Origin of the sequence: Psychrobacter sp. L7, assembly GCF_002810365.1 — a bacterium.
Lineage (GTDB): Bacteria > Pseudomonadota > Gammaproteobacteria > Pseudomonadales > Moraxellaceae > Psychrobacter > Psychrobacter celer.
Genome location: NZ_NEXR01000006.1, coordinates 203,855 through 223,732, shown reverse-complemented (window position 1 = coordinate 223,732; position 19,878 = coordinate 203,855). Strand labels below are relative to the sequence as shown.

General features: G+C 47.5%; 20 protein-coding genes. 8 read left to right on the top strand and 12 right to left on the bottom strand.

Going from position 1 to position 19,878, the window contains the following annotated elements:
- Positions 1–312: 312 nt before the first annotated feature.
- A complete protein-coding gene (locus tag CAP50_RS08315; protein ID WP_075100939.1) occupies positions 313–1,143 on the top strand; it encodes an ion transporter in 831 nt (276 codons plus the stop codon).
- Between the two features lie 29 nt (positions 1,144–1,172).
- Here the strand turns inward: CAP50_RS08315 and CAP50_RS08310 are convergent, their stop codons facing one another.
- Together CAP50_RS08310 and aroQ are read right to left on the bottom strand one after the other, a co-directional pair.
- Positions 1,173–2,474 (bottom strand): ABC1 kinase family protein, encoded by a 1,302-nt coding sequence (locus tag CAP50_RS08310; protein ID WP_100749698.1) that lies wholly within the window; start codon positions 2,472–2,474, stop codon positions 1,173–1,175.
- Positions 2,475–2,614: 140 nt separating this feature from the next.
- Positions 2,615–3,142, bottom strand: a complete 528-nt coding sequence (aroQ, locus tag CAP50_RS08305; protein WP_100749697.1) for a type II 3-dehydroquinate dehydratase — start codon at positions 3,140–3,142, stop codon at positions 2,615–2,617.
- Positions 3,143–3,481: 339 nt separating this feature from the next.
- Between aroQ and CAP50_RS08300 the strand changes: the two genes are divergently transcribed.
- Together CAP50_RS08300 and CAP50_RS08295 are read left to right on the top strand one after the other, a co-directional pair.
- The gene (locus tag CAP50_RS08300) at positions 3,482–3,697 is read left to right on the top strand and encodes a cold-shock protein (RefSeq protein WP_075100936.1); all 216 of its coding nucleotides are present in this window, start codon (positions 3,482–3,484) and stop codon (positions 3,695–3,697) included.
- Between the two features lie 263 nt (positions 3,698–3,960).
- Positions 3,961–5,115 carry a DEAD/DEAH box helicase gene (locus CAP50_RS08295; protein WP_100749696.1) on the top strand — a complete coding sequence of 385 codons (1,155 nt, stop codon included), beginning with the start codon at positions 3,961–3,963 and terminating at the stop codon, positions 5,113–5,115.
- 207 nt (positions 5,116–5,322) lie between these two features.
- Here the strand turns inward: CAP50_RS08295 and CAP50_RS08290 are convergent, their stop codons facing one another.
- From CAP50_RS08290 to ilvA, 7 genes are all read right to left on the bottom strand, one after another.
- Entirely contained in the window at positions 5,323–6,201 is an 879-nt protein-coding gene (locus CAP50_RS08290; RefSeq protein ID WP_100749695.1) for a sulfite exporter TauE/SafE family protein, read from the bottom strand.
- A 112-nt stretch (positions 6,202–6,313) separates the two neighbouring features.
- On the bottom strand, positions 6,314–6,559 hold the full coding sequence (gene ccoS / locus CAP50_RS08285) for a cbb3-type cytochrome oxidase assembly protein CcoS (RefSeq protein WP_100749694.1): 246 nt from the start codon (positions 6,557–6,559) through the stop codon (positions 6,314–6,316).
- Positions 6,560–6,779: 220 nt separating this feature from the next.
- Entirely contained in the window at positions 6,780–7,577 is a 798-nt protein-coding gene (locus tag CAP50_RS08280) for a YdcF family protein (protein ID WP_100749757.1), read from the bottom strand.
- The gene (gene murB, locus CAP50_RS08275; RefSeq protein WP_100749693.1) at positions 7,567–8,712 is read right to left on the bottom strand and encodes a UDP-N-acetylmuramate dehydrogenase; all 1,146 of its coding nucleotides are present in this window, start codon (positions 8,710–8,712) and stop codon (positions 7,567–7,569) included. The genes CAP50_RS08280 and murB overlap by 11 nt, the downstream gene beginning before the upstream one ends.
- Before the next feature lie 93 nt (positions 8,713–8,805).
- Positions 8,806–9,303 carry a low molecular weight protein-tyrosine-phosphatase gene (locus CAP50_RS08270; protein ID WP_075100931.1) on the bottom strand — a complete coding sequence of 166 codons (498 nt, stop codon included), beginning with the start codon at positions 9,301–9,303 and terminating at the stop codon, positions 8,806–8,808.
- Between the two features lie 219 nt (positions 9,304–9,522).
- Positions 9,523–9,966 (bottom strand): RNA-binding S4 domain-containing protein, encoded by a 444-nt coding sequence (locus CAP50_RS08265; RefSeq protein ID WP_100749692.1) that lies wholly within the window; start codon positions 9,964–9,966, stop codon positions 9,523–9,525.
- A 270-nt stretch (positions 9,967–10,236) separates the two neighbouring features.
- Positions 10,237–11,790: a threonine ammonia-lyase, biosynthetic gene (gene ilvA / locus CAP50_RS08260; protein ID WP_100749691.1), complete on the bottom strand. Its 1,554-nt coding sequence runs from the start codon at positions 11,788–11,790 to the stop codon at positions 10,237–10,239.
- 256 nt (positions 11,791–12,046) lie between these two features.
- Here ilvA and CAP50_RS08255 point away from each other — a divergent pair, with 256 nt between their 5' ends.
- The 5 genes from CAP50_RS08255 (at position 12,047) to rpiA (ending at position 15,782) form a co-directional block, all read left to right on the top strand.
- Positions 12,047–12,394 carry an ArsR/SmtB family transcription factor gene (locus tag CAP50_RS08255; protein WP_100749690.1) on the top strand — a complete coding sequence of 116 codons (348 nt, stop codon included), beginning with the start codon at positions 12,047–12,049 and terminating at the stop codon, positions 12,392–12,394.
- A 58-nt stretch (positions 12,395–12,452) separates the two neighbouring features.
- Complete coding sequence (gene arsC / locus CAP50_RS08250; RefSeq protein WP_100749689.1) at positions 12,453–12,863, top strand: arsenate reductase (glutaredoxin); 411 nt, start codon at positions 12,453–12,455, stop codon at positions 12,861–12,863.
- On the top strand, positions 12,847–13,605 hold the full coding sequence (arsH, locus tag CAP50_RS08245; protein WP_100749688.1) for an arsenical resistance protein ArsH: 759 nt from the start codon (positions 12,847–12,849) through the stop codon (positions 13,603–13,605). Before arsC ends, arsH begins: the two co-directional genes overlap by 17 nt.
- 43 nt (positions 13,606–13,648) lie before the next feature.
- Complete coding sequence (locus tag CAP50_RS08240; RefSeq protein WP_100749687.1) at positions 13,649–14,959, top strand: arsenic transporter; 1,311 nt, start codon at positions 13,649–13,651, stop codon at positions 14,957–14,959.
- 163 nt (positions 14,960–15,122) lie between these two features.
- A complete protein-coding gene (rpiA, locus tag CAP50_RS08235; RefSeq protein WP_075100924.1) occupies positions 15,123–15,782 on the top strand; it encodes a ribose-5-phosphate isomerase RpiA in 660 nt (219 codons plus the stop codon).
- Positions 15,783–15,928: 146 nt separating this feature from the next.
- On the opposite strand, the gene argF is transcribed toward rpiA, so the two are convergent.
- The 3 genes from argF to dnaB form a co-directional block, all read right to left on the bottom strand.
- Complete coding sequence (gene argF / locus CAP50_RS08230) at positions 15,929–16,852, bottom strand: ornithine carbamoyltransferase (protein WP_100749686.1); 924 nt, start codon at positions 16,850–16,852, stop codon at positions 15,929–15,931.
- Between the two features lie 271 nt (positions 16,853–17,123).
- Entirely contained in the window at positions 17,124–18,233 is a 1,110-nt protein-coding gene (gene alr / locus CAP50_RS08225) for an alanine racemase (RefSeq protein ID WP_100749685.1), read from the bottom strand.
- A 183-nt stretch (positions 18,234–18,416) separates the two neighbouring features.
- Complete coding sequence (gene dnaB, locus CAP50_RS08220) at positions 18,417–19,820, bottom strand: replicative DNA helicase (protein WP_075100921.1); 1,404 nt, start codon at positions 19,818–19,820, stop codon at positions 18,417–18,419.
- Positions 19,821–19,878 lie beyond the last annotated feature (58 nt).

The following is a 19,878-nucleotide window of genomic DNA, read 5'->3' as shown; positions in this document are numbered from 1 at the left end:
TGTTATTGGTTGAGCGAAAAAACGGTGAATAACAACCATTTATTACTACATCATCTGTTTTTATTATATGATTGGTCTGTGTATTCAAGGTAGTAGAACTACTGGCACATGAACGATTTGTATGTCGTTGATAGTGCTTTTTTGTTACACTGTGGCAACTTATAGATTGTATTGATTGCTATAAGTGAGCAATATTATAAACCAGTTTTGTGTCTTTTGACCAACTTGCCCTTATCCTGCGTATTTTAATTCATTGGCAGCCTGTCGCCTTTGGGTTGATAGCGCTACTGACTCTATGATGTTACTGACTCTATGAAGCAACCAACCGCTGAAGCCATTACCCATTTGCGTAACCGCATTCATATTATTATCGAAGGGACTGATACCCGTTTGGGTAAGCTGTTTGATATTGTGTTGTTGATTGCGATTTTGGCGAGTGTGGCGGTGGTTATGCTCGACAGTGTGCTCTATATGCGCTTGCAGTATGGCATATTGTTTTTGTACGCAGAGTGGTTTTTTACCATTTTGTTCACCATTGAGTATGCGCTGAGATTGTTTTCAGCGCCCAATCGTTTGCGCTATGCTTTTAGTTTTTTTGGTATTGTCGATTTATTGTCGGTGTTGCCAAGCTATCTAAGCTTGATGTTTGTCGGCGTCCAGTATCTGCTGGTGATACGTGTGTTGCGTATCTTACGTGTGTTTCGTGTCCTCAAGCTCAAAGCCTATATGCAGCAAGCGGGATTTTTGGCCTCAGCGCTGCGCACCAGCCAACAAAAAATCACGGTGTTTTTCTTATCTTTGGTGCTGTTGGTGACGATTTTCGGCTCGATCATTTATGTGGTCGAGGGGCCGGAGAATGGTTTTACCAGCATTCCGCTGTCCATCTATTGGGCGGTTGTCACCATGACCACGGTCGGCTATGGTGATATGTCGCCTAAAACGCCGCTGGGTCAAGCCATTGCGACCATGGTCATGATTACAGGTTACTCTATTATTGCTGTGCCGACAGGGATTTTTACCTCGGAGCTGGCGCGTAATATGCGCCCGCAGCTCAACCCTGTGACCTGTCCAAACTGTGGTAAGTTTGGACATGCAGTCGGTGCCGACTTTTGTGATCGCTGCGGGCATGCGCTACACATTTAGGGCGGGGGAGGAAGTCAAAGCTATATAAATCAAAGCTTTATATAGTCATCGACGAGCGGTGATAAGTCGATAATCACGCCTAGGTTGACCAAGTTCCAATATTGGCCAGATACCGTTCGGTCCAGCATCATGGTCATCGCAGACGGCTGAAACTGACCAAAATACTTTAAGGAAGTGCGCATCTGTGTGATGACTTCATGATGTACTTGACTGTTGCCAAAATCAAAAGCGCCTTCATGATAAGGCGAAATGGATAAAGGTTTTAGCCCGATAGATAGCCACTTTGCATAAAATTCACCCGGGATGTGTTTGTCATCATCGCGGCGGATATCTAGAGCGATTAAGTCTTGTTCAAGGGCTGTGACATCACCTTTGATGGCATGCTGGGCAAAGCGCTTAAACAGCTGCACCTCACTGTCACTATAGCTACGAATGCCGCCAAAATCATAGGCGATGACGCTGCCATCTTCCCGAAAGGCAAAGTTGCCAGGGTGTGGGTCGCAGTGCATACGGTATAATTCAAACAGCTGACCTGCGGTAAAATGAAACAAACGCTTGGCGATTTTTTGCTTGATATCATTATCCCATGTTGCCGCGACACTGAGCGTCTCGCCCATCTCTTCTGTCAGTGTCAAGATTCGCTTGGTTGAGTGGCTGCTGATGACCTTGGGAATAATAATACCCGTATCCTCTGCATGAAACGCCCCAAACACGCGCAGATTGTGCGCTTCTTTAATATAGTCTAGCTCATCGTGCAGGCTTTGGCGTATTTCATGAAACAGCTGCTCTTGCAATTGTTTGCTCATATTGAGGACGCCGGCGATTTTAAGCGCCATACGCACTTGTTTGAGGTCACTGTCGCAGTTTTCATCGACATTGGGGTATTGAACCTTGACGACGACTCTCTGGCCTGATTTCAAGGTTGCTTTATGGACTTGCCCGATGGAGGCGGCAGCAAACGGCGTCTCTTCGAATTCACTAAATAATTCTGCTACTGGTGCTTTTAGCTCGCGCTCAATCTGGGCGCGTATCTGAGTATATGGCATCGGCGGCGCGTCTTTTTGGAGTTTTTCTAGCGCCGTTGCCACCTCAGGTGGAAACACGTCTTTATATTGCGAGGCGATTTGTCCCACTTTCATCACCGCACCTTTCATCTCACCCAAGGTCTCAGCGATTTGGATACCCACATCTTGCATCAGCTCTGAGCGGGCTTGCAGGCGCTTTTCTTCATCGCTTGATAGGTGTTTAAATGAGTTTTTAGCGGCTTTACCGGCGATGCTTGCTGTCATGCCAGCAAGTTTCATAAAGCGTTTTCCGGAGGTTTTTGCCATTCATATCACCTTGTAGTGGATTGTGTGCTCATCTGTTATTTTATTATTTTAATCAAGTGATTGCTGTTTGACTAGTGTGCCAAAAGTAACCTTGTATGACGACTTTTTTAGCGAGCGCGTAAAACGCAGGCGTCTTTTAGTCATTGGTTGACCAAATAGGTATGGGTCAACCAGTAGTCAAGGGCCATCTGATACCCTTGCTGTCCCAAACCGCAGATCACACCCACCGCGATATCGCTTAAGTAAGAGTGCTGGCGAAAAGGCTCACGCGCATGGATATTGGATAAATGTACCTCGATAAAGGGCTTTTGGGTGGCCAATAGTGCATCACGTAGGGCGACGGAGGTATGGGTAAAGGCGGCAGGGTTGATGATGATTGCATCAACTTGCGCCGCTGGATCGGCAAGCAGTCCGTAGTGCTGGATATCGTCCACGAGTTGGCCTTCGTGGTTGGATTGGATGCATATCAGTTCAACGCCATGCTCGGCGGCACGAGCGATCAAACGCTTTTCAATCTCTGCCAGTGTGGTGTGCCCGTATATTTCAGGCTCACGTTTGCCGAGTAAGTTTAGATTGACGCCGTTGACCAGCAATAATTTATAAGAAAGCGCGCCTGGGCGATTGGCCTCAAAAGAGGGGATGGCGGCTACAGAAGAGGTGGTGGACATAGTGGTCTCTTTGGTTATTAAATCGGTTAATCATACCAGCTTAGGTCGCGGACGATAAAAAAATTACGGCAAAAATCTCTCTTATTAGCAAAAAGCAAGTTAAAAGTCTTTATGTTGCTAAAAACCCGTGCTATGATATTTTTTATGCAACAATTCTTGCAAGTTTGTTGCTATTACCGTTTGTTACTATCGATGGGACAAGCCTACTCAAAGGCTGAGCTTAAAGATAGTGGTTAGAACAGTACTCTTAAGTTTTTGATTTCACAATCTTAGACCCCGTTTATATGCAATGTTGCAAAGGAAGTTGGGGCTAAGCGGACTTTTTTAGGAAGTAATATTATGTCAGCTCGTGAGCAAGGTATCGTTAAGTGGTTTAATGACTCAAAAGGCTTTGGTTTCATTCAACGTGACAGCGGAGAAGATATTTTTGTCCATTTCCGTGCGATTCAAGGTGATGGCTATCGTTCTTTAAAAGATGGCGAAAAGGTTGAGTTCAGTGTGGTAGAAGGTGAAAAAGGCCTTCAGGCTGAAGAAGTCAGAAAAATGGAAGAGTAATCTATCCAGTCATTACGGCGGTTTCGCTATAATGTCTGTACAAACTACTGATATACTACTGAGTCAAGCCCGTCTGGTCTTACCTATGCTAAAAAATCGGCATGGGTAAGATACGATATCGGGCTTGGCTTTTTTTGTGCTTACGCGATGCGCTGTGTATGGGCTGTTAAATATACGGTCTTATGAAGAGAGCGAGTGAGTCATTCATCAGCGATTAGCATCTGATTATTTATAATAAGTTATTTATCTAAAAGGATATTTTTTTGAGTAATTTTAAGAAATTTACGGATTTACCGTTATCAAATCCGACCCTACGTGCCGTCAGTGATTTGGGTTTTACCGAGCTGACACCCATTCAATCAAAGATATTGCCGCATACTTTGGCCAATCAAGACGCGATCGGCCAAGCCCAAACAGGGACAGGGAAGACAGCCACGTTTTTATTGACCATTATGGAGGCGCTGTTAAAGCGGCCTTTTACTAGTGACGAAGAGCGTTATTTGGGAGAGCCACGTGCGGTAGTGATGGCACCGACGCGCGAGCTTGCTCAGCAGATATTTGATGACTGTATTGCCTTGACCAAATATACTTCACTGCATAGCGTCTGTATCATGGGCGGCACCAATTACGAAACCCAGCAGCATGAGCTTGAGCGTCAGTACGTGGATATTTTGGTAGCGACGCCAGGGCGTCTGATTGATCTTGCCAATAAAGGCATGGTGTTTTTGGATCGCGTTGAGGTATTGGTGCTCGATGAAGCAGACCGTATGCTGGATATGGGATTTATCCCCGACATCAAGCGGTTGGTCGGGCGCATGCCTGCCAATACTGATCGTCAGAGTCTTCTTTTTTCTGCCACCTTCAACCAAGATGTGATGAACTTGGCGTATCGCTGGCTGCATGAGCCGCAGTTTGTTGAGATCGAGCCTGAGCACAAAACCAGTGAGCTGGTCGATCAGCACTTTTATCTATTGACAGAAGATCAAAAGCTGACGGCCTTGCAGCGCATTATTAGTGATAGCGATGTCGAAAAAGTTATCGTATTTGCCAATCGCAAAGACCAAGTCAAACGCCTCTATCATAAGCTGCGCCAATCTCATAAAGTCGTCATGCTATCGGGCGATGTGATTCAGCAAAAACGCGAGAAGTATTTGCAGCGTTTTAAAGACGGTCATGCTGCTATTTTGGTCGCCACAGACGTCGCAGGTCGCGGGATTCATGTCGATGATATCAGCCACGTGGTCAACTATACCTTGCCTGATCAACCAGATGATTATGTACACCGTATTGGCCGTACTGGCCGTGCTGGGCAGACAGGCATTAGTATTAGCTTTGTCAGCGAAGATGATGCGTTCAATATCCCAGCATTAGAAAAGCATCTGGATACAAAATTTGCGTTAGAGCAGTGGCAGGAGTAGGGCGGTATTTGTTGTCTAGACTCGGGCGTGCCCTTATTTTTAACCCATTTAGGTGACTAGCAATTAAATTAAGGACACGCCTTCATACAAAAAGCCCTTAATCTCAGTGGTGATGTTAAGGGCTTTTGGCTAAAGTGTCTTAGTAAAATACGATGATGTCGAAATCAAGACCAGCCTTAGCTGTTGATACTTTTAAATGTATGATGTCTACGAAGACGGCTCATGGTGTGCATGATGACTCATGGCGTCATCACTCATATCATGCATACTATGATCGACTGTGCTATCCCTCGCTGGCGTCATGTCATGATCCATTTGGCTCATATCATGATGGGCTGGGCTGTCTACATCAGACATCATCGCCGAGTGACTACCATGATCCATTTGCCCATGGCCACCGCCGTGTCCACCGTGCATATTTGCCATGACCATAGGGATAGCAACGACAGCCAAGCCAGACAGCACCATGATTGCGCCATTGAGCTGTCTTAGATGAAAGCGGCCAATTTTTTCACGTAACCAGCCAACTGTCTCATGGGTGGCGACCAGCATCGGCACCGTACCAAGACCAAAGACAAACATCAACGCTGCACCGCCCAAAGGATTGTGAGCGACCACCGCGATGAGTAGGGCGCCATATACCAAACCGCAAGGCAAAAAGCCCCAAAGTAGACCAGCTGTCAATGCACGTGGAAAGGTATTTAGGGGAAAGACCTTTTGGCGTAGCGGGCTGAGATATTGCCAAAAGCGCATACCAAAGCGCTCAAGCTTATTTAAAAAAGGCGCGCCAAGCATGGTCACACCCACAAAGACCAACACTGCGCCCAATAAAATACGTGGCAAGCTATTGCCTTTCATAAGTGGCTCTAACACCGTCGTACCGATAAATCCTGCCAGCAGACCTAACAGTGCATAACTACTAAGACGGCCAAAATGATAAGTAAAGACAAGAGCGCGGCGCTTGGCTGGGCTAATATCTTTCATCGACAGTCCAAAAGCAGTCACCAGTCCGCCGCACATACCCAAGCAATGCGGTGAGCCAAAAAATCCCATTAGTAATGCCGCAACAAGTAACGCTGTGGTCATAGGGTAACTCCTAAAAATAGTAAAAAGTTGGTCTAATGATATGACACGGCTGATCGTCAAATAACACCATATCAAAGAACTACCAGCCATGTATGACTAACGCCTTAATTGTTCAAAGTTTATCGCGGTCTTGTGGTTGCACCGATACGCTATCTGAATCATCAGTCTGCTGATGGGTAGTGGCGCGCTCATGAGTCTGCATGGTTTGGCGGCGCTCTTGCCGATCATCTAAAATGATGCGCTGAGAGGCATTGTCTAAATCCTCAAATTGATTGGATTTGACCGCATAACGCACCGCCCAAATGGCAACCACAAACAGCATCAGACTTAATGGAATTAATAAAAATATACTGAGCATGGTAGATCTCTTTTCTAGCAGTTTCTGCTCTTATTATACACTCATTGACCCTACTAATGGCTGGACAGCTGCCAACTAATAAGCAAGTATGGTCGAATCCAAATAAATCAAATACTCGGAGATTGGTTGCTTAGAGCTTGGATACATCGCTATCAAGTCATCCAATGAAAAGTGGTATCGTTTTTATACTGTAAATGGCATGGCCGCGACCATATGAATACTATTCTTCTTCTATGGTTTGTTCTGCTTTGGGCGTTGTCTTGGTCACATTGCCTCTAGGCGTCAGTAGTTGCTGCTCGCTTACATCATTGGCGTGGCGACAATCCATCTGAGGCCGTATCACATCGCGCAAGTAGGCGGCTACTTCATACACTGCACGGCGTGAGTGCGTTAAATTCTGCGCAGGTTTGTGCCAGTCGCGTCTTACCGGCAAAGGGGCGATCAGTGGGGTGCTGTTGATACCATTTAGGGCAAATTGTCTGCGCGCACGCGCCATATGATAGCTATCGGTAATCAGATACACGTGATGCAGCGGGATACGCTTGGCGGTAAAGCGCGCGTTTTCGCAGGTGTTCATGCTGGCATTTTCACTGATCAGGCCGTCAATACCATGCTCGATGAGCCATTGACCAAGCCAAGGCGCTTCTGCTCCGCTTAACACAATAGGTAAAGGTAAGTCATGATAAGCCGTTGCAGCCGTGCGGGCGCGATTGAGGCTGTAGCTGTTGAGAATGATTTGATTGTTATGATCATTGGTCAAGCCGCCTCCCAATACCACATAAGCGGTCGGCGGTGAGCTCATGGCAGCTGATGGCATGTTTGGTAGCGGTAATAAGGAGAGGATATAGATGACGGCTTGAGAAAATAAAGGGGTAAATAAGCTAATCAGTATCAAAATGATGGACGTGGTGCCCAATAAAAAAGTGATATTAATAATACGAAGCAGCTTTAGCAAACGCTCAGCCATGCGCAGATAATGCCGCCATAAGCGTATCGACCATGATGGTTTAGGCCGCATGCTCATCGTACCCAATCGAGCCATCAGCGTTTATCCATACTGGCTCACGTGATAAACGTATGGCAAATTTTTCGTATACCACTTGGGCAATATGGTGCTGCGCGGTGGCCACATCATTTTGCGTCGCCTGATAAGGATGGTGGTTGGTCAATACAAGGGCTTGCTGCTGATGCGTCATGATGGGTGCAATGCCGCCGCCTTTGAGTCCTGCTTGATCGATTAACCAGCCAGCCGCAACTTTTATCATCGCATCTGGCATGGGGTAGCCGACAATGTCAGGATAGGTGGTTTGCAGCGCTGTAAACTGCGCTTGAGGAATAATAGGGTTTTGGAAAAAACTGCCACAGTTGGGTAGCTGTTTTGGGTCGGGCAGTTTTTGTTGGCGAATATCTATGATCGCTTGCATCACATGCGCTGGGGTGAGGTGCTGATACCCTTGCACATCGGCATAACACTGCGCTACTGTCTGTACATCGCCATAGCTGGCCTTTACTTGGGTTTCATGAAGATGCAAGCGAAAGGCCACCCGGCTGATGAGCCAAGTATTGGGCATGCGCTTAAAGATGCTGTCGCGATAGCCAAATTGACACTGTGCCGCTGACAGCTGCTGCCATGTTTGAGTAGGCAGATGATAGGCGCGGACATATAACAAATGGTCTTCGAGCTGTACGCCGTAAGCACCGATGTTTTGTACAGGAGCCGCCCCTGTTAGACCAGGAATCAAGGCTAGGTTTTCAAGACCGTACCAGCCTTGATGAACGGTATAAGTCACCAGGTCATGCCAGTTCTCGCCTGCCATGACCTCGATATCGATATAACTGTCTGTTTGCGCGACCACGTTGATACCGCGCATCATGGGCTGCAAGACAACGGCATCTAGCTTGGCAGGCAGTAATACATTACTGCCACCTGAGAGGATTAAGAGAGGGCGCTCTTTAATGGCCGCCGTTTTATCTACCATCAATGCGTCAATCTGCGCTTCGTCATGCAAGGTGATGACTGTGTCAGCGCTACAGGCTAAGGCCATGGTGTTATGATGGGACAAATCGACGGCATGACGCAGTAGGGCATCTGCTGGCGAGTGAGTCTGAGTCGCTAAGTGAGCATTTCGCTCAAGACGTGAAACTAAGGTCATAACGTAGCCTATATGGCAGATAAAGAACAAATAATACGGGAGTTATTATAAAGGATACCACTCATAAAAGTAGCAAAAATATGGACCTTATCGCTAGCATGTTTTCCAGCTTTCAATCCAAGCTTGTGCACTTGATTCAATGCGTTTTATGACTTCCTCAAAGTCCTCAGCATCGCCATGATAAGGATCTGGTACATCATCGCCGCCGTAAGTGGGGTCTTCTTCACTAAATAAAGCCAGCTTGGCTAGAGTGTCGACAGGGTCTGTCAGGCTATCTTTGATGGCTTGCAAATCCGCCAGGTTTTGGCTATCCATGGCTAGTATCAAGTCAAACCGACGAAAGTCGTCAGCGCTGACTTGGCGAGCCACCAGTTTGCTGATGTTATAGCCGTGAGATTTGGCATGGCGCTGCGAGCGTTCATCTGGCGCATGACCGATATGCCAGTCGCCTGTGCCTGCTGAGTCTACCTTTAGGGACAGGCCAGCAATCGCTGCTTGCTGCCGAAAAATCTCTTCGGCCGTGGGCGATCGACAGATATTTCCCAAGCAAACCAATAACACAGAGGATGGGGTACAGGCTTTTATCAGCATACTATGACCTTTTTTAACAAAAAAAACATGCCATTAAGACCAGCATAGGGGATGCGGCTTATTAGCATGTCAGTGATTAAAATAGTCCCTAGCCTAACGGTTAATACATGAAATGGCAAGGGCGAAGAGCACGGTGGCATCTGTGACATTCACAGCACGTTTACCAAGAATACCTAAAGTAGCAAGAATACCTAAAGTAGGCGGTCCCTGATGTTTCGGTCATGAGTGTTGTTTGTTTTTAAAGCGCTGCAAGTCACGACGCTCTTTTTTGTTGGGTTTATTATCAGGACGGGCAAGGTTGGCAAGCTTACGCTGCTCGGCATAGTATGCTCGGCGTTTTTCGCTCTCCTCGGTCTCTGAATATAGCATCTGTGCCATTGAGGCGTTGCCGCGCTGGGCGCTTAGGGCTTCAACAATGACGGTTTTTTCGGTCATGGCAGTAGCGGAGCCTTGACGAACCTGCAACTCGTCACCAACGGCAATCTCTTTACTGGTCTTTACGCGGCTGCCAGCATAGTGCACACGCCCGCTCTCAATCGCTTCTTTGGCGAGCGTGCGTGTACGATAAAACCGTGCCGCCCACAGCCATTTATCGATACGCATGCGTGCTATATCTGACTGGCTATGACTTGGTTGATTATGGTTTTTATTGTGTTTACTCATCAAAACCTCATAGATATCAATAAACTATGATCATAAATGGTGCTTTTTTTATAAATTAAAAGAGCAACTTAGCCTGAGGGTGCTATTGATAACGCCCTAATTGGTCACGCTAATAAAGGATACCATCAGCAGATCATAGCACAGTACAGGATAAAAAACGGCTCGTCTTAATAAAGACAAGCCGTTAAGAGTTATACTGTGCCAAAAACTATCGATCGTTTAAGCTGTGTAAACTAAGCTAGGTGGGCAATGGTGATTGACACATCCTGCTTATTTTAAAAACAACTGATAGGCGATATTATCATTAATCATGGTGCACTCGTAGCCGATATCTAGCAGGGCGTCTTGCAGTTGACGCGAGTTGCTCATCGAGGCTTGCAGACCGACCAACACACGCCCCTCAGCCGCGCCATGATTGCGATAATGGAACAAGGTGATATTAAAATCATCGCCAAGCTTTTCTAAGAAAGTCAGCAGCGCGCCAGGACGCTCTGGAAAGACCACTTTTAGTAGCTGCTCGTTTTCGACATGGGCATGGCCACCAATGAGATGGCGGATGTGCGATTTAGCGATATCATCGTCGGTCAAATCGTGAGCGGTATAGCCATCGTCTGCCAGCTGTTTGCTGATGGTGTGTCGCTCTTTTTCGCCTTCTTTTAGGGCGATACCGACGAAAATTGAGGCAGGCTCCATCGAGTCTGGCGATTTTTGACTATCGGCGCGGTAGTTAAACTCGGTAATGTTACGCCCGTGCAAACTACGGCAGAAGTTTAAGAAAGCGCCAGTCTGCTCAGGAATGGTCACGCCAAAGATGGCTTCTTTTTTCTCGCCGATTTCGGTGCGCTCAGCGATATAACGCAGACGGTCAAAGTTCATGTTGGCACCGCAGATGATACCGACGCAGTTTTTGCCTTGCAAATCGTGCGCTTTGATGTATTTTTTCATACCAGCGACCGACAGAGCACCGGCTGGCTCAACGATACTGCGATTTTCTTCAAAGATATCTTTGACCGCTGCACACACTTCATCGTTGCTACAAGTCACCACTTCTGGCTCGACGATAGGCCCTGAGCCATCGCTTTTTTGCGTACGTACCACATCAAAGGGCAGCTCGCCAATTTGCGCCACCGCCACGCCATCGACAAACAGACCGACTTGCTCAAGCTTAACGCGCTCATTGGCTTCTAAAGCAGCTTTGAGTGATGCCGATTGTTCCGCTTCTACAGCGATGACTTTGACGTGCGGCGCGACTTCGCCCAAAAACGCGGCGACTCCTGAGATGAGGCCACCACCGCCAACGGCGACAAACACATAATCCATGTTGCGCCACTGCTGAGTCAGCTCAAGTCCGATAGTGCCTTGTCCAGCAATGACCAATTCGTCATCATAAGGCGGGATAAAGGTCAGGCCTTCAGTCTCAGCGCGATTGATCGCGTAGCGGTTGGCCTCGTCGAAGCTGTCGCCATGTAAGTCGACATTGCCCCCAAGTGCTCTCACCGCATCGACTTTAATGTCTGGCGTAGTGGTGGGCATGACGATAATGTTGTTAAGATTAAGGGTTCTCGCAGAGTAAGCCACGCCTTGCGCGTGGTTGCCTGCTGAGGCACAAATGACGCCGCGCGCTTTTTGCTCATCAGATAGCTGGCTAATGCGATTATAAGCGCCGCGCAATTTAAAGGATTTGACAGGCTGTAGGTCTTCACGCTTAAAGCGAATATCATTAGCAAAACGTTGGGTCAGCTTGGGAGCTGCTTCTAGTGGCGTTTGAATAGCAACGTCATAGACGGTGGCTTGCAAGATGGCTCGTACCCAGTGTGATAGCATAATGACCCCTAAAAATTGTCGATAAAAAGTATAGATAACAATAAAAACGAAATAGATTAGCCTATGCTGATTTTACCTATCTTGCAAGACACAATTGCAGTTTTGTGGTGATTTCATACTGAGCTGGGCAGGAGTGAGTGTTTGGCGGTTAAAAGGTAGTAAGCTTGTTTGGGTATCTGATAGAACAGGGCGGTAATCTGACTGGGTATAAACGAAACTTATTGCATTATTCTGATATGTCTGTATTATTGGACATATGGAAATAACTAACGCTATCGAAAGCTTTGCCGCACTGTCTCAAGACACGCGTCTAAAAGCCTTTAAACTACTGGTCAGTCAAGAGCCTGACGGCCTGCCTGCAGGTGAAATAGCCCGTCAGCTATGTGTGCCGCATAACACCATGTCCGCGCATTTAGCCGTGCTGGCACGAGCAGGGTGGGTGGTGTCAAAACGCCAAAGTCGGCAGATAATCTATCGCGCGTCGCTGTCACATATGGAGGCGGTCGTGCAGTTTTTGTTGCAAGACTGCTGCGCAGGACATCCAGAGCTGTGTGCTTCGCTGATGGACAGCTTAAGTGGCTGTGAGGCTGCCAAATCTGATTAAGAGGACAGTCTGTAAAACACACCCTAATAACTAGATTCAAAAAATAGGTGAAATCGCTATGAAGCCATTAATTTTTCATAATCCAAACTGCGGTACCTCTCGCAATACGCTTGCCATCATAAAGGCATCAGGTGAGCAGCCAGAAGTGGTGGAGTATCTAAAAAACCCGCCGAGCCGTGACGAGTTGGTTGCGCTATTGGCAAAGATGGATATCTCGCCAAGAGAGCTGTTACGTAGCAAAGAAGCCGTCAATGATGAGCTGGGCTTAGACAATCCTGAGCTGTCTGATGACCATATTATCGATGCAATGATTGCCCATCCTATCTTAATCAATCGTCCTATCGTGGTCACGGATAAGGGCGCAGCGTTATGCCGACCATCAGAGCGGGTGTTTGAATTGTTAGAAAATCCAGTGAGCAGCTTTACTAAAGAAGACGGCGAGACGATTTATCATGATAACAGCCAATAAAAATCAGCCTCACGCAGAGGATTCATTGAAGCTAGATGACTTGCCCAATATTGATGCTAGTCAATTACAACCGATAGATGTTGAGTCGCTGATTGCGCCAAATGACCCACGTCATCCGCCAAAGATACTGGTGCTATATGGGTCGTTACGTGAGCGCTCATTTTCTAGGCTAGCGGCAGAGGAAGCAAGTCGGCTGCTGCGTTGGTATAGCTGTGAGGTGCGGATGTTTAATCCATCGGGGTTGCCGCTGCCTGATGACGCTGATAGCGATCATCCAAAGGTGCAAGAGCTGCGCGAGCTGGCGCAGTGGTCAGAGGGTATGCTGTGGGTGAGTCCAGAGCGTCATGGCAGTATCACCAGCATTATGAAAGCACAAATCGATTGGATACCACTCGCACTGGGCGGCGTACGTCCAACCCAAGGCAAAACCTTGGCAGTGATGCAAGTGAGCGGTGGCAGTCAAAGCTTTAATACCGTCAATCAGCTGCGCATTTTGGGGCGCTGGATGCGCATGATTACTATCCCCAATCAATCGTCTATCCCTAAGGCCTTTTTAGAATTTAATGATGACAATCGCATGAATATGTCGCCCTTATATCTGCGCCTTGTCGATGTCTGTGAAGAGTTGGTAAAGTTTACATGGCTGACTCGTGGACGCTCAGCCTATCTGACTGATCGCTATTCAGAACGGGTAGAAAGTGCCGAAGCAGTATCACAGCGCGTCAATCAAAAGTCGCTGTAATATCTCCTAGTTATAATCAACACGGTGTAAATAAGGTTGCTCCATGCTTGCATTCATTATCTTTATCGTGACGTTGGTGTTGGTGATATGGCAGCCTAAAGGCTTGGGCATTGGTTGGAGCGCGCTGGGCGGGGCTTTAGTTGCCTTGGCTTTTGGCGTGGTGCAGTTATCCGATATCGGTATTGTATGGGACATCGTTTGGGATGCGACTTTTACCTTCGTGGCGCTAATTATCATCTCGCTTATCTTAGATAGAGCGGGATTTTTTGGTTGGGCGGCGCTACATGTGGCGAGACTTGGCAATGGACAAGGGCGCTTGTTGTTTCCCATGATTGTGATACTGGGCGCGTTTATCTCCGCGTTTTTTGCCAATGATGGCGCTGCATTACTCCTGACACCGATTGTCATCGCTATCTTACTACGGCTTAAGTTTTCACCGCCGTCGGCATTGGCTTTTATCATCGCCACGGGCTTTATTGCTGATACCGCAAGTTTGCCGTTAGTGACTTCTAATCTGGTCAATATCGTCAGCGCCAATTATTTTGATATTGGCTTTGGACGTTATGCGGCGGTCATGATGCCGGTAAATATTGTCTCTGTTATCGCGACATTAGCAGTGCTGTGGGTGGTCTATGCCCGCCAAATCCCAACACACTATTCTATTTCCAATCTGAGCACACCAGAGTCTGCTATCGAAGATCCGTTGGTGTTTAAAGCCGCTTTTCCGCTACTTGCATTATTATTGGTTGCTTATTTTGCCACCGAGTCATTAGGTGTGCCTATTTCCCTCGTCACTGGAGCGGCGGCCTTGGTATTAATGGCTATTGCAGGCCGCTGGTGGCAAGGCGGGCGAGAGGCGGTTGTTTCGGTGTCTGATGTCATACGTAACGCGCCTTGGCAAATCGTCTTGTTTTCTGTGGGTATGTATTTGGTGGTATATGGCTTGGGTAACGCAGGGTTAACGGCTTATGGTGCCCAAATACTCAATTGGTTAGGGCAGCAAGGCAATATCATCGCCACAGTAGGCACGGGATTTCTTTCAGCAATCGTGGCCTCTATTATGAATAATATGCCATCGACCTTGGTAGGTGCGTTGGCTATCGATAGCGCGCAAGTACCGGCTGCCACTCGCGAGCTGATGGTTTATGCCAATGTCATTGGAAATGATTTGGGGCCGAAGTTTACGCCCATCGGTAGTCTTGCGACCTTGTTATGGCTACATGTCTTAGCAGAAAAAGATTATAAAATCAGCTGGGGGCAATATATGAAAATCGGGCTGCTTATTACGCCGCCAGTATTATTAGCGACGCTGCTAGCCTTAGTGTTTTGGTTACCTCATGTCTCTGGGTTTTAAAAGGCATTTATATTAGTTATCAATTCCGGGTGGAGTACCTCATTATTAGAATTGGTTTTACGCTGACATATATCGAAGTCATCGGTTATAATAGCCGCGCATTTTACCTTTTTTAGCCTTTAATTTTTTCAAGACGGTACGTTTGTTCTGCCAAGGATTTATGATGAGTGATCAGCAAGCACAAAAGCAAGCCGCAGCCAAAGCTGCTCTAAGTTATATCGAAGATGACATGATACTTGGCGTAGGGACGGGCAGTACGGTGAACTGCCTGATTGAGCTATTGCCGCAGGTCAAGCTTGCTGGCGCGGTGGCCAGCTCACAGGTGACAGAAGACAAATTGCGTGCTTTGGGTATCGAGATTGTCGATCTAAACTTTGCAGGACAGCTTGATGTCTATATTGATGGTGCTGATGAAGTTAATGCGCATCTGCAACTGATTAAAGGTGGCGGCGGGGCGCTGACGCGTGAAAAAATCGTCGCTGCAGCGTCTAATAAGTTCGTTTGTATGGTCGATGAGAGCAAACGCGTCGATATACTAGGCCGGTCGTTTCCTGTACCGATCGAAGTCTTGCCGCAAGCGCGCTCCTATGTGGCGCGTCAGCTAGCACAAATGGGCGGTGAGCCAGTCTACCGTGAGGACTTTGTCACCGATTATGGTAATGTCATTCTCGACACTTATGACTTAGATGTCAGCAATCCTATTGCGCTTGAAAAAGAGCTGAACAATATCGTCGGTGTGGTCTGTAATGGTATCTTTGCCGCCAATCAAGCCGATGTTTTGCTAAAGGCGAGTAGTAATGGGGTTGAAACGATAACGCGTTAATAAGCGTCATTATTTATCGTTTAGCTTTTAACGCTTGAAACTAAGAACTTAAAACTAAGAAAAGGCAGACTACTATAAGTAATCTGCCTTTTTGCTATCTGTTTTAAAAAAAATATTTGCTTTTAAACGACTCGATTATCGATCAGCTAAACCGATAGCTTAATCTTATCTTTGAGCAAGAACTCCATCAGGGCCTTTTGCGCATGTAAGCGGTTTTCTGCTTCGTCCCAGACCACTGAGCGTGGATCATCGAGCATGTCGTGAGAGATTTCTTCGCCGCGGTGCGCAGGCAAGCAGTGCATAAACACCACGTCAGGGTCGGCTTTATCAAGCAATGAGGGCGTCACTTGATAGGGTGCAAAGCGGCGCGCGCGAGTGTTTTGCTCAGACTCTTGCCCCATACTGGCCCACACGTCGGTGACGATAAGGTGCGAGTCTTTTGCTGCGTCTTGTACATCCTCGACCAAACTCACGCAATGCGAGAAGCGCTTCATTAGCTCGGTATCAGGCTCAAAGCCATAAGGCGCGGCCACGCGTAGCTCAAAGCCAAATTGATTGGCTGCTTGCATGTAGGAGGCGCACATATTGTTGCCATCGCCAACCCAAGTGACGATTTTATTTTTGATACTACCGCGATGCTCATAGAAGGTTTGCATGTCGGCGAGCAACTGGCAAGGGTGGAATTCATCGGTCAGCGCATTGATAATCGGCACACTAGAGTACTCAGCAAAAGTCTCGACTTTTTCGTGACCAAAGGTACGAATCATGATGATATCGACCATGCTTGAGATGACGCGGGCTGAGTCCTCTAGCGGCTCACCGCGGCCAAGCTGGGTATCATTGGGTGATAAAAATATGGCGCTACCGCCAAATTGTCCCATACCGGTCTCAAACGAGATACGCGTACGGGTAGAAGATTTTTCAAAAATCATGCCCAGCGTCCGGCCAACAAAAGGCTGATAGACCTCGCCTGCATGTTGCATCTTACGTAATTCGCTTGCGCGTTTGATAAGGGTTTCTAGTTCTTGTTGGGTTAAATCAGATAAAGTTAAAAAATGGCGCAAACTCATAGTAGTCCTAGCAGTCAATCGCAGTCAGTGAAACGTTATCAGTCTTGTGCAGCAGCGCTCAACGCGCACACTGGGGTGACAACAAACTTTTAGTATAGCGCAATTAGGCCCAATGTAAACGGCCAATTTTCTCAAGTCAGCACCCTTCTATATGGCTATGGTATTACTCGCTATAGACGCCCAATACTATCTGTGCGCGTAGACTGGCTAATGACATAAAACCCTTTACCAGTCAGGATGCCAAACTTGTCAGTGATTTAAGTTTAGGTATTTAGTGAGCGGCTATACGGGCTGGGCGCGTGCTCAGGCGACATAATAGCTCATAGCTGATCGTCCCAGCGTGACTTGCGACTTCATCGACGTGCGGCGCCTCACCCCATAAGATGACTTTGCTGTTTAAGGCAGTGTCTGCTGGCATCGTGCTGGCATCGATAACGATCATATCCATGGCCACGCGTCCAAGTACGGCACAGCGATAACGCTGCTGATCTGCAGCATTGATGACGGTCACATAGGCGTCACTGCTGATGACGCGAGGGTAGCCGTCACCGTAGCCGATACTGACGAGGGCGGTTTTGGTATTGTGCTTTGCTGACCATAAGCTGCCATAGCCGATGGCATCATTGGCGCTGACTGTCTGAAAAGCGATGATTTGGGCGCAAAGCTCCATTGCCGGTTGCAAGTCTAACGTAGCTGCACTTTGATCGACGACCGGCGAGCTGCCATATAAAATAATACCAGGGCGTACCCAGTCATGATGATGCTCTGCAAAATTGACGATACCTGCTGAGTTGCACAGCGAGCCTTTTACTTCATCGCTGACGGTTTCTTTTAAGGTTTGCAGCATGTCGTTAAAGCGCTGAATTTGTAGCGCATTTAGCGGGTGGCTGCTGTCATCGGCGTTGGCAAAATGAGTGGTCAAAATCAGCTGATAACCGGCTGCATGTAGCTGCGCCGCCGCATCGATAACGCCTTTGGCATCAAATCCTAAGCGATTCATACCGGTATTGTATTTTAGCCAAACCACGCGCGTGGCACTGCTGGCAGGCGGGATGTTGTCTAGCGCCCACATCAGCTGCGGCTCATGATGAATCACGCAGCTGATATCTTGGGCAATGGCGGTCTGCCATTCATCAGCAGTAAAGGCGCCTTCAATGAGTCCAATGGTTTTATGCCAGCCCAATTGCCGTGCCTCTAGAGCCTCTGCCAAAGTAGCCACGCCGATGCCATCAGCCTGCTGCAGGGCGGGCAGTACGGCAGCCACGCCATGACCATAGGCATTGGACTTGACCATGGCGAGTACTTTAGCACTTGGGGCCAGTTTTTTTACTTGGTATAAGTTATGAGTGAGGGCTTTTGGTTTGATAGTAATGGTACGCATAGTGGGCTTCTTTATTGGCAACGTGATTTGATAAATCAACTTGTTTTATGAGCAAATACATGGAATAAAAAGAGGGTGAAGCAATAAAGCCAATGCGATATCAATGGCGCTGATACCGCACTGGCTAGGGTTCGTGATGATTTGTTTGGGTTTTATTCAATGTTCAATCGTGAGCGTTTGGGGTTATTCGTCATTTTCAAAACTGACACCTTGATAGTACTCAGGCGTTAGGTTGATAAAGCGGGTAAACTGGCCTTCAAAGCCCAAACGTACGGTACCAATGGGCCCGTTACGCTGTTTACCAATGATGATTTCGGCCACGCCTTTGAGGTCTGAGTTTTCATTATAAACCTCATCACGATAGATGAACATAATCAAATCGGCATCCTGCTCAATTGCCCCTGATTCACGCAAATCCGACATAATAGGGCGTTTGTTTGGGCGGTTCTCCAAACTACGGTTAAGCTGAGATAAAGCGATGACCGGACACTCAAGCTCACGTGCGAGCGCCTTTAGACTACGAGAGATCTCAGAGATTTCGCCCACACGGTTGCCATCGAGGCTAGGGACTTTCATCAGCTGTAGATAATCGACCACGATAGCGCCTAGCTTGCCATCATGGTTTTTGGCGATGCGCCGGCAGCGTGAGCGCATCTCAGAAGGCGGTAGCGCCGTACTGTCATCGATGTACAGATGCTTTGATTGTAGATGCTGAATGGCGTTCATCATCTTCGCCCATTCGTCTTCATTCATCTGGCCTGAGCGCAGGTGCGTTTGGTTGATCGCACCCCAAGAGGATAGCAGACGCATGACGATAGACTCAGCGGGCATCTCCATAGAAAACACCACCACTGGCAGGTCTTCATTAAACAATACACCTTCTGCTAAGTTCATGGCAAAGGTGGTTTTACCCATAGATGGACGGGCGGCGACGATGATTAAGTCGCCAGATTGCAAGCCTTGCGTTTTATTGTTCAACTCTGCAAAGGGTGTTTGTAAGCCAATCATGCCATCGGGGTTGGATTTTAGCTCTTGAATTTGGTCGATGACATTGGTCAGCACCGAGGTAATACCGACAGGCCCACGCTGCTCGGCGCGTTTATTATGCTGCTCATTGATGCTAAATATCTTACTCTCGACATTGTCTAAAATATCACTGACCGTTTGGTCTTTTGGATTATATGCCAGTGCCAGCATATCGTTACCAGTGGTAATCAGCTGGCGTAAGGTAGAGAGCTCACGTACGCGCTGCGCATAGGCAGTGAGGTTAAATAGGGTCGCTGGGCTTTGACTCAAGATATCTGCCAAATAGCTGTCGCCGCCTGCACTTTTTAGGAGTTTTTGTGCCTCTAGCCAGTCATGGACCATCACAGTGTCATAAGGCTCGCCAACGGCAGCTAAATGGGCAATCGCATCAAAAATGTATTGATGTCGACCCGCATAAAAGTCGTCTTTGGTGACGATATCGGCAATCTTGTCGTACGCCTCTTCAATACTCATCAAAGAGGCCAGTAGCGCCTTTTCGATATCGATATTATGCGGCGGTGTCTGATTGAGTAAGTCGTCGGATTTATCGTTGTCTGCCATGAGTGCCTAATGTGTCAAGAGTCGGTATAAATATGCTATAAAAAAGGTATGGATGGGT